This is a genomic window from Rickettsia argasii T170-B (assembly GCF_000965185.1).
GTDB lineage: Bacteria > Pseudomonadota > Alphaproteobacteria > Rickettsiales > Rickettsiaceae > Rickettsia > Rickettsia rickettsii.
The window spans coordinates 1-16,006 of record NZ_LAOQ01000008.1; the positions used below are offsets into that span (position 1 = coordinate 1).

Sequence of the window (16,006 nt, forward strand, 5' to 3'; positions counted from 1 at the left end):
CTGCTTATCTGCTTGCTCATCTAATTTTAATTTATAATTAAGCCCTCTCTTTAGCGATTAAATGTTGCTCTATTAATCTTGCTCTTCTATCAATCTGATCACTACTTGTTAGCATATTACTCCATTTTTCTTGAGCAAAAAGTTGCACTCTGTCTAAAGCTTTTAAGTAGGCGGTTAAATGATGATCTGATACTTGTTTTGGTTTCAGCATGTTTACTGCTTTACGTACTTCAGAGATCACTTCCTTTAAATGCTGCAATAAACTGTAACTAGCAATTAACTCTGACGAACTCTCTAAAATAGTAACTCCTGATATTGCTTCTAAGGTAATATAATCATATATTGGAAATGCTTCCCCTATCGATGATAGAAAACTAATATCTGCATTATTAAATTCATTGTTGCTTGCGAGTTTACTCTTTAATTCATCCAATTTTGTTTTAGCTTTGCCTTGATATGATTGTTCTGGGGCAATGCTAATATTTCGTCTTATTACTGGATTTAAACAATTATTGTTATCGCATGTATAGATTGATGCAGATTCCCCACCTTTTAAATGAGTAATCCAGCTTTTTTCATCTTTAGCAAGTGATTCAAGGAAATAAACATTATTATCTCGAACTATTATAGTGCCAGTCATTGACATAATGGCACTTCTCATATTTTCAGGGATTCCTGCTTTTTCTGCTGCTTTAGTAAAAATATTATAATTTGTCAGCATTAATTCTGGATCTTTATTTTGGATGCTGGCTAAAGCTTGCTTTTGCTCTAAATCACTACGACATTTTTTGCCGGCAGCAAAATAATCCAAACCAGAGCTGGATTGTAAATCCCTACATACTGATTCTCTCATGGCTGAATCTTTAGGCAAAATGGCAGCAAATATAGCCTTAGTCATCTCGCAATCAGATTTGGCAAATTGATTCATTTCCATAGCAAGATTTCGTAAATCTTTTAAGGCATTTTCTATTTGTGGAGCAAAAGTTTTAAGACCCAATGAAAATGCATAAGCTTTTGCTTGCGTACCAATATTTTTCATCAGCTGTACTAGCTCTTCACCTGAGATAAGCGAAAAACTACCAAGATAAGCGTCTATACCGCTACAGCTCATGTTTAAAGATGGCGGAGTAATAGAAATAGGATTAAAAGCTGTTTTGTTAGTTCGAAGAGATAATCCGCCTGCCGCATAATAACCAGCAGCTTGGGATTGATATGAACCAGGTTTCGTGACATTAACACTCATCCCTTCAAATACATCCTGTAAATCCCAAGCATAAGATGTTGTTGCTTGTAACAATAAAACTATCATGAGAATATGCATCACATGCTTTATGTAGATCACTCTTCTAAACTTATTGTTACTGATCATAATCATTAACCTTTAGTCCATTATGGTGCTGAACTACCAATAAAATATTTTCAGCAATTTTATCTTCACTAATAACACCTCTTACAACTGGATATATTTGTATGCCGCTGCTATCGACTAAATATAATACCGGTACAAGCTTTGCAGGATTTAGTGTTTGTAACAAACCAGTATCTTTAATAGTTGGCATTCCTTGAAATCTAGTTTCACTATTACTTACAAAAATTAATTGAAAGCCATATTTATCTGCAAATTCTCTTACAATAGGGGTAAATGCCTGACAGTAATTGCATCCTTGATTTACTTGCATAATTAATCCCCAATTCTTAGCTAAAAATTTTAGTTTTTTTCTGTTTTCTTCTTCTTGCCTTATTTCATATAATTTTTTATGTAAGGAATTTACTGGTTCATCCATGTTTACTAGCTTGTAATCTAATATCGTTGCTAATTGCCACATGGTGGCAAATTTATGTGATTTTTCTAAAATTTGTTTGTGTAACCTTTGAACAATAATGACATTTTCAAGAGTAGGATCATCTAAGGCTTTGTGCTGTGCTCTATTAAATTCCTTCTTTAAAGCTTCTATCCTTTGACTATAAGGCTCAAGTTCTGGCTCTTGCTTTTTTTTATCTTGAGAAAATTTTAATATTTCTGGCTTGTAAGCATGATCCTCATTATACCATAAAAACCCTTGGGGTTGTTGCCAAAACTGATTATTTACATTAAATCTAATCATTTCATTTTTATTACTACTATCTAACTCCATAGTACCGGCAAATGCATGATTTGACCAATCATTAATTAATAACAATAAATTAATTACTAATAATGTAATAGCTAGTGATGATTTAATTATTGTGTTTACTAGCCACTTCATTATTTTAATAAGATAAATTTGAATCAGTACGATTATTATTAAACCTTTGTTGTTGCATTATAGGCATCTGGTTTTTTAGTTGCTGCGGAAAGCTCTTATTCATTTTACTTTTAGCATGATCAAGTAAATCACTAAATAGCTCCTCTAAATCAAACTTAGAAAAATCTATTCTTTGCAGCTCTTCTACTGTAAACCCCCTGCAATTAGCATGTTGTGCTGTGCCAAAACCAATAGCTAATTGTTTTTTGCCTTGTTTCTGAAATACTCTTGCAAATTTTGAATTAAAACAACAATAAGTAGATTTTTTAGTAATACATGTCTTAAATATTTTATCTTTCTTAGCACAATATGTACCAACATAGTAGCACTGACCTTTTGCTTTTTTTAAGGCTAAGGCTTTTTCTTCTGCATTACACCTACTAAGCCCTAGATCCCGTCCCCAACCTTTGAATCCAGAACAACAATTAAGAAAATTACCAATATTTACTTTGCGGCAACTGCTGGCATGCCCCTTAAATACTGAAATCGGATTTGTCTGCATATCTTTTTTCATTTCATTTAACATTGCAAGATACCCAACATTCCCCATATCAGTATTAGGCACAATAGTTGCAGTATGACAATCCCCTCCTAAACAAAACATTTGTGATCCTGCTATAGAAGAGCTGAGCTCTTTTTTCTCAATGTAACAGCTATAATTTCGACTCCACTGCAAACAGATACTAGCAGCTTGCTTAATGCAGTTACTGCTTACAAGTTCACAACCTTGCTGCTTTAAATAATTACACCCATCTTTTGGCTCGCTACTACATTGATATTTAATCTGCTCTCGCCAGCATGGACGATTAACATTGTACTTATCAAAAAATATCTTATTACCACTCTCTAAACAGATACGTTTTATTTCATGACATTCATTTTCTTCAACTAATTTTTCACTATCTTCATTAACTATTTGCCAGTACTGGCCTTTTTCTCTAAATTCCTTGATTTTATCACGATATTTATAAGTAAAAACATATCTATCCCACTTAACTATATCTCTATCCCAGCCTTCAGTTAATGCTCCTTCTCCTTGAGGAGAAATGCCGATATATGTATCAATATGATCAAGAGAAGTATTTAACTTACCGGCAATTGCTGCTCTTACATCAAGCATTATTGCTTGATTATTATGCATATGCATGCTGTATATTGTTTTACGCTTACCGAAATGTCTTTTCTTTTTCCAAAAGACAGGATAAAGCCAGTGACGATGGCTATTACTTATCTCAAGGCCTGAAAATGCTATTGCTTTATCCTGCCAATCTCCCCATTTATCTATTAATTCAGCATCTAGTATAAGATTCCTGATAATATCTATTTCAAATTCTGCCCCTTCACAGCAACTCTTATTAATTTTGCTTTTGAATACTTTTTCACTAACATTAAGTGCAGTCCCTTCTGTATGCTTTAATGGACCTGCCTCAATCTTAGCTGAATTACTAATTAAGGGATTGTCAGGATTAAGGTCATATTCTTGCATTGCATTTATTTTCTTCAGCTCACTTTGTTGCAGTAATTTCCCTTGTGCAGAGTTATTTAGCATAACACTACCATTCATTTTACTTAAATTTGATATATTTACCTCTTTATCAAATATTATCTTATTACCCATTTGATCAGGATTACCAAGCTTAATACTGTGTTCATACTGTCTGGCACTATTATAACTATCCTCCATAGTAGCAGAGTAAGAACTGATTGCATTCATCACTAAAGTAACTAACATAATAATATTAATACTTTGTCTCACATTTGTTCCTCTTGCATTATCTGCAATGCATCATTTAATCCTATATGACCTGCTAGTTTTTTAACTTTGCCTTGGTTATTATCTATCACTACTATCGGTACAGAAGTAATTTGATATTTCTCAAATAGATTTGGATCAATATCAAAGCTAATACCAATTTCATCAGCTTTTGCTTTAGTTTCTAAAAAAGAATTATTTTTTAGACCTTGCATTATAAGTCTTATGTCTTTTTGTTCTGCTTCAGCAAAATAGCTCTTTAATGCTGAATCAGGCATTGAGAATGAGATAAAAATGTAGATTTGATTTTTAGGTTGTATTATCTTCTGTAATAATTCTTCTTGCTCTGCCAAGACATTTATGCTACCTAAAATTAGTAAACTAGTTAAAATTATTGTTTTTAGGTTAAATTGCATACTTCTCAATTTTATAAAAATTTTACAAATCAAAATAAACAGCAATTTCTTTTACGCCAAATCAAATAACCAAAATCCTCACCTTTAACTGGGAATTCGCGTGCACCCTGCCAGGTAGTTTCAGTCTCGCCAATTTTTTTACAAGAATGAATTGCAGGGATTGGGTAAGTCATCTGCAGTCTATATTGGCTCTTCTTGATTATTGGCATTGGATATTTACCGCATAATCCGCTACTCCCCATATATCCCCATAATAACAACTGCCTATGTAACTTAGCCATAAATTTAGCTACTATTAATGCAGAAGTTCCAACTCCGCCATTATGAGAGCTAGTTGTACCGGTAAATGGATAAAGAGAACCTTGACAGCCTGAACACCAAAACATTACATCGTTAGAAAGATTACCAGAACTAGAGCTAATGCAATCAGCTATGCAAGCTGACCCAGCTGTAATACTTCCAAATAATAAACTTTCAGGATTTAATATAGCAGCCTTATTATCATCTCCCCATAATGGATCAAATTCAGTTAAATATGCGATATCTACTTGTGACATCTCTAAACAGGCAAAATCAAGTAAGATCTCAAGCCAGTAAATAACTGGATATATATACCAATGTACATGATAAAAACTGCTGCCCTCTATATCATCCTTAACACCTTTTTGCATACTGGTACCAAGATTAATGCCTCCAAGACTTACCATACACATCGGAGATTTAGTCACATCAACCAATCTCACCGGCTCCCAAAATCCAATTGGAATTCCGGGCACTGGCATCGGAATTGAAGGCTTAGGGCAAAAACAAATTATTTGCCTTGGATTATTAGTATCAGCCATAGAACTTGACACAATTTTTACTCCTCCGATAGTAATTGGAAATAAACATTTCCAGCAAACATCAGTGATTGGATTTACAAACCTGCCTACGCAGCCAATTGATGCATAACTATAATTACCAAGCAAAATAATTATAATAAACATTATTAACTTCATTATTACTTGTATATTTCAGAAGTTATTAAATCTGTTTTTGCTTGACAACCTACCTTTGCTTGCTCTGCTATCATATTATTTTTCTCACCTGCTATTAAATATACTACTTCTCCACTAGATTTTACTATTGCTTGCACCCGACCTTGTAATACCTGATCTATTATCTTTTCTAAATTTTTCTTTGCTTCTGGTAATTGCCACTTCTTCATAGATTACCTCCGGATTTTATCAGTTGTTGTTCACACCTTAATTTTTACTCAAATACTATAACATTTCAATTAATCTTGATTTCGCTAATTTTAAGTAATGTACTTTCTTGCTGCACAATAGCTGGCACTGCTTTGATTTTAAAACGAGTAGTTAGAACGCCACCTTGATCAAAAAACACTGGCTTATTTAACTTTTTTGCCAGCTTAATAGGATTGCCACTCGTGAGTACTAATTTTCCTATTTTTGAGTTACTCCACTTAATCTGCTGCTCATCATCTCCATCAATAAATATTAATGGTGCTTCCCAGCTTATTTTTTCTAAAGGATTTACACTTGTTCCAGCTTTTACTATTATGCTTCCAGTTTGATCTTTTATATCTGTCTTTTGTATAAAACTTGGATTATAGTACCAGCTACGGTTTTTATTTGCTTTTGCTATAGCTAAGACAGGAGTTGGTCTAGAGATTTTCTGTTTTACTTTATTTTTAAATTCTTCCTGCATTTTTCCTAAATTTCCATTTTGCTTTGCTATTTTGAGCTTAGCTATAATTATCTCTAGTAAAGATTCTTCAATAATTGGAAATACATGACCTTGGACTCCATAATCTTTAATTTCTATTTTAGAATTATTATCTATGCTTATGTCTAAATTATTATTGTGTGCATTTAAAGAACTTGCCTTTAATATAATTATAAATAAAACAAAGGAGTTTATGGCAATAATTTTTATGTCTAAATACCTTCTCATATTTTCTAATCACTTTAAACCAAACCTCGCTCGTCCAATATATTATTGATGGCATCTGTAACGCTCATTCCTGTAATCATTCTATCTTCTATGACTTGGTAATCCCTAGCATTAGTAGAGGTCAGCATTAGAGTAAATGGATCTAACATTAACCTTGCTACAACTCCATGGACATTAGGTCCATAAATCGCTGCTTCACTATAATGCGGTGGATTTGAATGAATTGATTGCAGTAAATTTAGCTTCCAATCCTCATCTACAAAACCTGCAAGCTTAGGGTTAGCTCTCATTGCTTTAAAGCTCTCAGGATTTTGCTTAAGAATCACTTTATGTGATGAGTTCTCAAAAGCTTTTTCAGCAGCCGATCCTGCTTCCCTGAAGTAATCAGTTAATTGCTGAGTAGCAAGCGTTATTGAGCCGTTGTATTTTCTAGCTATTCTTCCTGCTTCTTCAATAAATTCTCCAGATCTCTTGCCAGATAGTAATTTCCATGCTTCATCAATCATGATTAGAAAGGGACGCTTCCTATCACCTTTAACCATGCTCTGGTTAATATGAACAATCATGATTTGTACAATTACTGCAAGTAGTGCTGGGCTACTACGAAGATGATCAGTTTCAATTACTACTATATCTGAGCTTAAGGATAATTTTGCCTTACCACTAAAAAACTTGCCATATTGCCCATCTCTGGTAAATGGAAATAACATATTACCAAGTTCTTGCGAGTAAGACTCTTCTCTTTTAAGCAACCAATCTGCTATGTCAGTTATCTCAGCTCTTGCTCCTTTTTCTTGCCACACAGCTATTAAGGCCTTTTGTAGCATTGGTTGCTGCAGATCATTAGTACCATATTGTGGAGCTGCCATGGTTGCTAGAATTGATGGAAAACTTGCTAGAAAATCTGCTCTTGCTTCAATTGATAACTCGCTGCCGCTTGCTGGAATTTCTGAAAATGGATTAATTGATAGCGGATTTTTCACATCAAATTCAATATAATTACCACCTAATAACAAACAAGTTCTTTTAAATGATCTACCATAATCAAGAACAAATACTTTGCCGCCAGTGCCTAAGACTGATAGCATTAGTTCTTGCATAAATACTGATTTACCGGATCCTGGTACTCCTGCTATACAAAGATTAAAATTTTCATTTGGAGCTGCAGCTCTGTTATATAAATTTGAGCCAATTAATGCTGAACCAAAGGGAGACCAATACATTATCTGTCCTCTTCTACCAGTAAGTAACATTCCAGGAGAGCTTAAATCCCCTTTCCACTCACCAATGATAGGCAGTAATACCTTACTTTCTGAGGCAATAGTCCTTATGCCTCTACCAAGATTTGATAATGCTACGCCAACTCCCCGAGTCTTTTTATTAAATATGTTATTGAATCTATTAAACTTACCTGTTATAGAATTTGCTACTGCTTCAACTAACTGCATCGGTAAACTAGCAAGCACTACTGCTAAATGATCATATTTACAAGGCACAAAATACCAACCACTTCGACGAAGCTGTGAGCAAAACTGTGATGCTGCTTGTTTGGCTTTATTCTTCTGATCCCACATAATAACATTTAAGTGGATATTTACTACTCTATCGCCGCTTTGCAAGCACGCTACCGCTCCTGCTAAATCTTGTGCCTCTAGCTGCAGGTTAGGAAAAAACTTACCCATTCCAGCATTAATATTTCTCTCTAAAGCTTCTCTTTTGGTAATAGCAGATGTTTTTGCCACTAACTGATTTGGTATAATCTGCAAACCAAAATGAATTAAAAAATTTGCTCTAATATATTCATCTCGTCTTAGCACGTTACCTAAAAACAAATCCATTGCTGATAATCGCCACTCAGAAGGTCTTTTTCCTGCCTCTAAGCTTAAAAATATTTGATTATCATTAAGAGCAACATAATCTTCCTTTTCATATAAAGAAAAATTACCAGGTAAAATCTGCTCAGATAATATTTCGAAAAGGTTAAGTTCAGGATGCTCTTCTTCTCTCCAGCCAAATATTAAACGGACAAATTTTAATAGCAATGTTGCCTCAACATTATAAGTAGTAAGACCAATTGATTTAAATGTATCTTGCAATACTTCTCTTCTTCGTATCATCTCATTAATATCAATTGTCAGCGTCGGAATAGTGACTGAAATTAATAAAACTACATCTTTGATATTTCCCTCTTCCTTTGCTTTTTGCTCTAAAAATTTTGTTCTTCTACTGCTAAGCTCAGCAAAGATTGTACCTTTTCTATGTAATTGCCAATTATCTAGATATTCTCTTATATGATCAGAGCCAATCATCAATATTTGAAAACTACTTCCTGCTGGTAAATTCTCATCACTTTTTAAAAATTCAGCTATCTCCCCTTGTGCTTGCAAGCTTGTTCCAACTAACGGCCAGCCAAGCAGGACAAATCCTACTGAAGCCCTATTAAAAAACAAGCTACTCTCCTCATCATATGATTCATAAACAAAATGTTTAGCTAGTCTTTCCCGAGCAAAATCTTTATCAATTCCTGATGTCATTAATTATACCCTCCAAAGCATCTAGTAGAGCATCTCGATTTAAAATTAGGCTTATCATTATTATTATTTGGATTAAACATATCAAGATTTGCCATTTTATTTACTTCATATAAAGACTGACATTTTAATCCTTGAGGAATAGGGCAATCAAAATCATTCCTATATGGCATCAATTTACAACCAGAAACGATAAAGCTTAACATTAATAACAAAAGCAGATTAATTACTTTATTATTCATTAAAAATTACCCGGATATTGTTGTTCTGACTGCAAATCAATGTCTGTCATTTCATAATCATCATTATTCTTAATAAAACGTTCTTGCAATTTAGTTTTTTTATTAGCAAAACTAGTCACTTTATTTCCAGAATAATTTTGATAATTACTATAATTTGCTGCCTTTTGCGAATAATCAGTAGTAGTTGGCGGCAGTAATCTATCTACTTTAGCAGCCTCTTTATTTTCTCTTAAATTAAAACCTTTTCTAAATACTACATCTATTACTCTACCTGAAGCTACAACAATTACTGGACTCATGCTCTCTGCCCGTTTAATTGCAAAATCAGCAAGCTTTTCTAAAGCATTACCGGTACCGGCATAAACACCAGCTTTTAGAGAATCCTGAGCTTTTAAGGCATTTTGCTGACCGGTAATCGGTGACACCGGAAATATGCCATTGCTTGCCTGGTTCTGGAAAAATTGTGCTATCCCGCCAAGTACGCCGTTAAGCACCGCCATCCTTGCGACATCTGATGATCTATCAACAACTATCCCTTTAATTCCAGGCCTACCATCTTCGCCTATTAACCAGCCTTCTACCGGTTTTTCAATTATCTTGCCATGACTATTTAGTAAAGATACTGTTTCTAACCGGCATTTAGCCCGCTCTGATGAAATATCCCCAGTGCATGAACCAATTAAAATTGCTTCTTTGATTTGCTCCGTTTTATAGCCTTTAGAAAAAATAGCTGTATCAACAAGCCTTATCATTATTGGCTCAGGTGAAGCTGCATTATTAGTGCCGGTTCCAACTACTATTCCAGTAAGCAGCACCCCTCTTGCAAAGCTGCCAGTAGTAATATAGTCTTGAACATCTTTTTTTAATTCAGCACTGGTTCTTTTTACATAACCAAGTAATCTTTTTACTGGAGCAGCAGCAATGCTTTGCTCGAGGTTATTATCTAATAAATCTTCTATCTTTTGATTATTATTGAAATCATTGCCATCATATAATATAGTTTCTTCATGAGGCTTCTCTAATGATTCTAACTTTTGACTAAAATCATCAATTTTAGTTTTAGTTTCTAAATATTTATTCTCTATTAACTTCTCTAAATGATTCTGCATATTTTTAACTTCATTTAATATTTCTGCCGTCCATTTAGCCCTTGGATCTATAGCCTTTTCTATTCCTGATATTTCCCTTGCTTGTCTCTCTTCAGCTAAAACCATAGAAGTTTTTTCTTCACTTTCTGACAATCCATAAAATACCAAAACCATTATTACGCCTATGCAAGCTAGAGTTACTAATGGTCTGTTTTTAATTATCTCTATAAGCCCTGATAATCTTTTACTAAATGCAGATGGTAATTTATGATCCTCTACTTTATCTTGTACTTCTTCCTGCTTATTGAAATCTTGATCCATTACTTTTAATCAACATCTTAAATTATCTAACTGATTTTCATCCCACTAGAGACCCACTCTAAATAAAACCCTAAAATAATACCAATAGCTACAATTGCTCCAGCAAGCCTTAAATTACCTCTAACCACTGCCCAGATTGATGACAAAATCGTTGCCCCTGATATCCCGATAGTTTTCAGTTTACCGGTAGAGAGCCCACCAATGCGGTCTAATTGTCCTTCTAATGTTTCTCCTAAAGCTACTTCAGATAGGATCACATTTACACAAAAAATTAATAATACTGGCAATAATTTATATATTATTCTTAAACACTGTTTATTATTTTCTTTTTCGCGTACATCTTTGTTTTTTACATTCATGATGCTTCTCTTCCTTGTTATTAGTTAACTTTATTATTTCTTGTTCTAAATCAAACTTAATAAGTCTAATTGGTGTTGGTTTGTTTTTAGTAAAATTCAGCATTAAATCTTGGATCGTGCCATTTTCTCCAATTAGGGTTAGGTAAAGCTTAGATTGATCTTGCTGTGGCAAAATAAATAAACATCCTGAATTATGTACAGCTACTTCTGCAGCTTCCCTAGGGTGAATAAAAATATCATTAATCTTTTCTCCTTCGATATTAATCCTAGTTGGAGCGTCTTTTGCTATTTGCAGCTCTAACAAAGAATCAGTATGTAACATATAATCTATAGCGTAAGTATTACTACTAAAGCTTGCAAGCATTATGCCAACAAAAACTACTAATATCTGTAACTCTGACTTTAAACTTTTCATTGCTTATTTGCTTCTTCTTCCTTAATACCTATAAGTAATAATAAATGATTTGCTCCTCGCTTGTAGGTTAACAAATAAGTTTTATCAGTTGCAACATGCTTATTCTCGGAAAACCAATAACGAAATGTGCCGTTAATTAATACTCCATCTTCAATGACTTTTACTTTTTTAGGAAAAAATACCGATGAAATATTAGAGCCTTTAACAAAATCTAAATGTTCTTTAAAAAACTTATCTAATTGCTCTGTATTACTAGACACCACCTTCAATCTGCTATTTGCCTCTCTACTCCTTCTGGCGAAGTAGTAAATAATTCTTTCATTACAAAAACTGCCCATTCTTTAAGATAGGTCTCATGATAGCTCTTGGACGATACTATCATCCGACGATCTGGCTCTATTGCCGGAATTAATAACCATTTTTCTTCCGTGCTAACTGTTTTAATCATCCCAAGAAGACTCGTAACTGCAAGCAGCAATGCGATCAGCAATAATCTCTTATTATATTTAACTAGCTGCTGAATAGAGCTTTGCTTAAATAAATGATCCATTACTTACCTATTTTTTTACCAAGCAAATTAGGATAAGAAGTAGGAGCATATAGCCATTTCTTAGCGACTAAATAACTCTTAAGTACAAAATACTCTGATAGTTTCTTAAACTTTTTAAATATATAGCAAAGTATAATACCAGCTATAATGCATATTACCCCAATATTAGCATGTCCGCTATTCAGTAACACTATTCCAGGTACTATACCAAGTAAGATAACAAACCACTCATCTAAGCTTAAACCCATATATTTTAGGGGAGTAGAGAGTGACCAATATAATCTTTGATTAGCACAATTATTATTCATATTAATTAAGTGATATTTCCATTAATAGATAAGTTTTACTAATGATGACATTAACATCCTAATTTTTACATTGCCAGTGGAGTTTTAAGTCATAATAAAAAAAGCTGTAATTCATCTAAAACTGTGGATATCTGGAGATAGAATCTATAGCTCTATCCATGAATTTATTGATAAATAGCAGTAATTTTGCTAATATTAACGAAATAAATTATTGGTGAGTTGTGTATGTTTAGAAATGATGTAGAGTTAAAACTAGAATGTTTAAAACTTGCTATTCAATCCTGCTGTAGTTATGATGCTGTGGATCTTGCAAAACAATATTATCGTTTTCTTGTAGAAAATAGTGAAAATGTGCCGGTTCAATTCCTTTTTAATAATAAAGCCAATTTAAATTAACCTTTTTCCTCTTTACCTTTAAAAGATATTCTGTAATATCCTCGGCAGGTATACCACTATCATAATTAATCCACCACCTATCTTCAGCATTTTCTATTTGAATAATATCTTCTTTAGTAATTGATAAAATTGCAGTAATTTTTATTGGATCACTACTATCATTATTAGCTCTCACTTGATAATAATGCTCTTTAGAGTGTTTTGCTTTATGTGAGTCTAGTAATTTACTAACTGCATCAGGGTTTGTCTTCACTGCGTTATAGGACGTTACTAGCTCAAGGTTAATATCAGATAAATAGCATTGTTTAAATTTATCTCGTACATGAAAGAATAAAGCACCACCACCAAGAAATGGTTCATAGTAGTTGTTTAGTTTTTTAGGAATAAATTTAATTAATTGATCAACAATTTTTCTTTTACCACCCACCTATTGTAAGAATGGTTGTGGTTTATCTAAGTTCTTTACTGACATAATTTATCATTTATCTTTAATTTTTCTACTAAAGATTATATCAGAAAATAGGCTTAAATGCCAGTAAAACAGCATAGTCAAAGGGATTTTATTAGTATTTATTATAGTATCACTTAGTGTTATTTTTATCTATGTATAATTGATAAAGAATATGGCTAACAAATATTATATTTTAAGTCTGTCTCATTTGTGCAGCTGTTTGCCCAACTGTATAAAAATCTGTCACAAAAGCTCTTAAATCCTCTGTACTTCGTAAAATTGTGGTGATATCTGTCCTTGTTAAGAGCGGCCGTGGTGCAACTCTGGTTCAGAGGTTAAATTCAAGACTTCAATATTCTAACACTTTAACCTCTGAGCTGTCTTTTTTTAACTTCAACAGCAAGAAGATGCTATGACAATTAATAATCAAAATCAACCAAAAGATAATCATAATATTACTAAAACAAATTGGAATCTTCAATTATCTCCCATATCTGTCACATTAATACCATATCCGCAAGAAGAGAATATCATTAACTCGACGATCACAAATTATACTGATATAATTAAATATAAATTAGAATTACAAGAAGCAAATAATAAATTGAAAGAATCTGAGTTATTTAAAAGAGATGTGGTTCAAAATATGGTACATGGATTAAAGATTTCATGTAAGGGATTTTTTCATTAGTAACAGCTCTTTATGAAATAGAAGATAATCCTGAAAAAAAGGATTATTTAGCTAGTGTGGTAAGTTGTGCTGAAGAATTACTGGATTATTATAACAATATACTTAGTTATCTACAGAATAATTCTGGATTACCTCCTATAGTTTTAAATAAGTTTGATCCAAAACAGTTGGTAAATAAGATTATTGATAAAGCGATGCCAATAGCTCAACGTAAGGGATTAAATTTATCTTGTAATTTTCAGTATGATTTAACAAATGCTATAATTAGTGATACTTATCGAATAGGAGCAATATTAGAGCAGTTAATAGATAATTCTATTAAATTTACTAAAGAAGGCAAAGTTGTGGTAACAGTGAACATGTTCGCGATTAATCCTGCATTATCAGAATCGGAACAACAACACAGAGAAATGGTATTCCAATTTATGGTGCATGATAGTGGTGTTGGTTTGTCTCAAGAAATTAGGCAACATCTTCATGAAAAGATTGATAAATTTGATGTTGCTACGCAATATCATGGACTTGGATCAGGATTAAGTTTTGTAAAGCGTCTAATTGGTGAGTTAAATGGAGAGATTGAAGTAACAAGTGAAAAAGGTAAAAGTACTACTATTGTCTGTAATATACCAATTAAGTTACCTCTTCTTGATGATCTGATTTATGATACATAATGTTGAGACTTATAAGGTTTTGATGATAATACATGCACAAATTACCTCTAAAAGTAGAGTTTCGAAAGCACTCTATTAATTAACAACCATGATTTTCTTGATTATTGCTATGATTCTTATTACACTAATAATATTAGGGATAGATAGATGGTAAAAAATCAAGAAAATCATCAAAAAACTATAGGTCCTATTGTAGGAAAGTTAAATTTACCTCAAGATATATATCTTAAGCTAGACAAAGTCAAAATTATAGATTTATCAAATTGCCGATACAGTAAAAGACTATTAACTAAGCTCATGCTCATTAATAAGATTTCTAAGAAAAAAGTTGATATTAATAAAATTAAAAAAGCAATTTATTTTGCTAAAAAGTATCACGGCAAGCAAAAAAGAGAAACAGGAGAATTTTATTACTCACATCCTTTAGAAGTAGCATATATGATTTCTGATTATTTATTTAGAACAGATATCATCATAACTAGCATATTGCACGATTGTATTGAAGATACACTATTTACTAAAAAAATGATTGTAAAAGAATTTGGCTATAAAATCGCAGGTCATGTTGAAGATTTGACACGAGTTAAGAAAGATAAAAAAATAAGTGCAGCAGAAATGGTTAAAATATTGTATCAACAGCAGAAACAAGAATTGCTATTAATTAAGTTATTTGACCGGTTACATAATATACCAAACAGTAGGAGCTAAACCTCCTGAGAAAGGAAGAAAAATAATTTTAGAGACTTTACAATTTTTCTTAACTATTGCTACTTATCTCAAGGTACCGAGAGTTGCAAGGCAATTATATACACATTGCTTTAATATAGCTGCAAATTACAAAAAATTAAATGTACTGAGAGTGTTGCAAGATAAAATTTTTATTTCAGAATGAAAGTATTACGATTTCAGAATATAGATTTTATAGTGTGGTTAAAAATTTTACAACGAGTCTGTCATATATTTTGTAAGTTGTAAAGCAACAGGGAAAGAAATACTGTTAAAATACAACTAAACCAAAGGTAATAAATATGGCTAAAGAAATAAATGAGGACACGACAAGCGTAGATATAGATAATAAGCTGGTAGAGGAAATATTATCCCAATCTAATCCTAATGAGTTATTTGGAAAGGATGGATTGTTTCAGGAATTAAAGAAGAAGGTAGTAGAGAGAATACTAGAGGACGAGCTAAGTCATAAATTAGGTTATTCAAGGCATAGCAAGGCATCAAAGCAAGATAGCAATCGTCGTAATGGGACGAGCGAGAAGACAATAATAGATGACAGCGGTCAAAAAGATAGTACTTGATATTCCAAGAGATAGAGATAATAGGTTTGAGCCTCAATTAATTCCTAAGGGAGTTAGAAGATTCACTGGATTTGATGATAGCGTTATTTCGCTTTATGCAAGAGGCATGACCATGAGTGAGATCCAATCCCATTTAGAGGGACTGTTGCGAGATAATTTTTAATAGTAAAATGAGAGAAAAACAGATAAATAAATATTTAGCTCTGTCCAAATATTTTTAAAAAGAAATTCGAGTCTGTTGCAATGATTGTGTAAATTTTAGCAAG

At 32.7% G+C, this 16,006-nt stretch carries 16 protein-coding genes and 4 pseudogenes; 5 read left to right on the top strand and 15 right to left on the bottom strand.

All coding sequences use genetic code 11. The features are described from left to right. Positions 1–37 precede the first annotated feature (37 nt). The 14 genes and pseudogenes from RAT170B_RS06980 to RAT170B_RS07045 form a co-directional block, all read right to left on the bottom strand. Positions 38–1,369, bottom strand: coding sequence for a conjugal transfer protein TraH (locus tag RAT170B_RS06980; protein WP_045805997.1), 1,332 nt, complete (start codon positions 1,367–1,369; stop codon positions 38–40). Next, positions 1,359–2,249: a conjugal transfer protein TraF gene (locus RAT170B_RS06985; RefSeq protein WP_045805985.1), complete on the bottom strand. Its 891-nt coding sequence runs from the start codon at positions 2,247–2,249 to the stop codon at positions 1,359–1,361. The genes RAT170B_RS06980 and RAT170B_RS06985 overlap by 11 nt, the downstream gene beginning before the upstream one ends. A gap of 1 nt (position 2,250) precedes the next feature. Further along, positions 2,251–4,017, bottom strand: coding sequence for a conjugal transfer protein TraN (locus RAT170B_RS06990; RefSeq protein ID WP_186786310.1), 1,767 nt, complete (start codon positions 4,015–4,017; stop codon positions 2,251–2,253). Between the two features lie 20 nt (positions 4,018–4,037). Then, on the bottom strand, positions 4,038–4,454 hold the full coding sequence (locus RAT170B_RS06995) for a TrbC family F-type conjugative pilus assembly protein (protein WP_045805998.1): 417 nt from the start codon (positions 4,452–4,454) through the stop codon (positions 4,038–4,040). Positions 4,455–4,483: 29 nt separating this feature from the next. Then, positions 4,484–5,452: a conjugal transfer pilus assembly protein TraU gene (gene traU / locus RAT170B_RS07000; protein WP_045805987.1), complete on the bottom strand. Its 969-nt coding sequence runs from the start codon at positions 5,450–5,452 to the stop codon at positions 4,484–4,486. Between the two features lie 2 nt (positions 5,453–5,454). Continuing rightward, positions 5,455–5,661 (bottom strand): type II toxin-antitoxin system prevent-host-death family antitoxin, encoded by a 207-nt coding sequence (locus RAT170B_RS07005; protein ID WP_045805988.1) that lies wholly within the window; start codon positions 5,659–5,661, stop codon positions 5,455–5,457. Positions 5,662–5,726: 65 nt separating this feature from the next. Continuing rightward, positions 5,727–6,410 carry a type-F conjugative transfer system protein TraW gene (gene traW / locus RAT170B_RS07010; RefSeq protein WP_045805989.1) on the bottom strand — a complete coding sequence of 228 codons (684 nt, stop codon included), beginning with the start codon at positions 6,408–6,410 and terminating at the stop codon, positions 5,727–5,729. 14 nt (positions 6,411–6,424) lie between these two features. Beyond that, positions 6,425–8,944, bottom strand: coding sequence for a TraC family protein (locus RAT170B_RS07015; protein WP_045805990.1), 2,520 nt, complete (start codon positions 8,942–8,944; stop codon positions 6,425–6,427). Next, positions 8,944–9,183, bottom strand: coding sequence for a hypothetical protein (locus RAT170B_RS07020; protein WP_045805991.1), 240 nt, complete (start codon positions 9,181–9,183; stop codon positions 8,944–8,946). Before RAT170B_RS07020 ends, RAT170B_RS07015 begins: the two co-directional genes overlap by 1 nt. After that, the gene (locus tag RAT170B_RS07025) at positions 9,183–10,592 is read right to left on the bottom strand and encodes a TraB/VirB10 family protein (protein WP_045805992.1); all 1,410 of its coding nucleotides are present in this window, start codon (positions 10,590–10,592) and stop codon (positions 9,183–9,185) included. The genes RAT170B_RS07020 and RAT170B_RS07025 overlap by 1 nt, the downstream gene beginning before the upstream one ends. Positions 10,593–10,618: 26 nt before the next feature. Further along, the gene (locus RAT170B_RS07030; protein ID WP_045805993.1) at positions 10,619–10,951 is read right to left on the bottom strand and encodes a hypothetical protein; all 333 of its coding nucleotides are present in this window, start codon (positions 10,949–10,951) and stop codon (positions 10,619–10,621) included. Then, the gene (locus tag RAT170B_RS07035) at positions 10,911–11,366 is read right to left on the bottom strand and encodes a hypothetical protein (protein WP_045805994.1); all 456 of its coding nucleotides are present in this window, start codon (positions 11,364–11,366) and stop codon (positions 10,911–10,913) included. Before RAT170B_RS07035 ends, RAT170B_RS07030 begins: the two co-directional genes overlap by 41 nt. Continuing rightward, positions 11,363–11,916: pseudogene (locus tag RAT170B_RS07040) on the bottom strand (TraE/TraK family type IV conjugative transfer system protein). Before RAT170B_RS07040 ends, RAT170B_RS07035 begins: the two are co-directional and overlap by 4 nt. Continuing rightward, positions 11,916–12,224 (bottom strand): hypothetical protein, encoded by a 309-nt coding sequence (locus RAT170B_RS07045; RefSeq protein ID WP_045805995.1) that lies wholly within the window; start codon positions 12,222–12,224, stop codon positions 11,916–11,918. Before RAT170B_RS07045 ends, RAT170B_RS07040 begins: the two are co-directional and overlap by 1 nt. 225 nt (positions 12,225–12,449) lie before the next feature. Here RAT170B_RS07045 and RAT170B_RS10690 point away from each other — a divergent pair, with 225 nt between their 5' ends. Next, on the top strand, positions 12,450–12,620 hold the full coding sequence (locus RAT170B_RS10690; protein ID WP_186786308.1) for a hypothetical protein: 171 nt from the start codon (positions 12,450–12,452) through the stop codon (positions 12,618–12,620). 130 nt (positions 12,621–12,750) lie between these two features. On the opposite strand, the pseudogene RAT170B_RS07050 reads toward RAT170B_RS10690, so the two are convergent. Beyond that, positions 12,751–13,047 (bottom strand): annotated as a pseudogene (locus tag RAT170B_RS07050) (DNA adenine methylase); the annotation flags it as partial. Between the two features lie 436 nt (positions 13,048–13,483). Between RAT170B_RS07050 and RAT170B_RS07055 the strand changes: the two are divergent. The 4 genes and pseudogenes from RAT170B_RS07055 to RAT170B_RS10075 all read left to right on the top strand — a co-directional run bounded on the left by RAT170B_RS07055 (position 13,484) and on the right by RAT170B_RS10075 (position 15,903). After that, positions 13,484–14,433 (top strand): annotated as a pseudogene (locus RAT170B_RS07055) (sensor histidine kinase). A gap of 147 nt (positions 14,434–14,580) precedes the next feature. After that, positions 14,581–15,325, top strand: a pseudogene (locus RAT170B_RS07060) (HD domain-containing protein). A gap of 136 nt (positions 15,326–15,461) precedes the next feature. Continuing rightward, a complete protein-coding gene (locus RAT170B_RS10070) occupies positions 15,462–15,740 on the top strand; it encodes a transposase (RefSeq protein WP_146620377.1) in 279 nt (92 codons plus the stop codon). Continuing rightward, positions 15,712–15,903 carry a transposase gene (locus tag RAT170B_RS10075; RefSeq protein WP_146620378.1) on the top strand — a complete coding sequence of 64 codons (192 nt, stop codon included), beginning with the start codon at positions 15,712–15,714 and terminating at the stop codon, positions 15,901–15,903. Before RAT170B_RS10070 ends, RAT170B_RS10075 begins: the two co-directional genes overlap by 29 nt. Positions 15,904–16,006 lie beyond the last annotated feature (103 nt).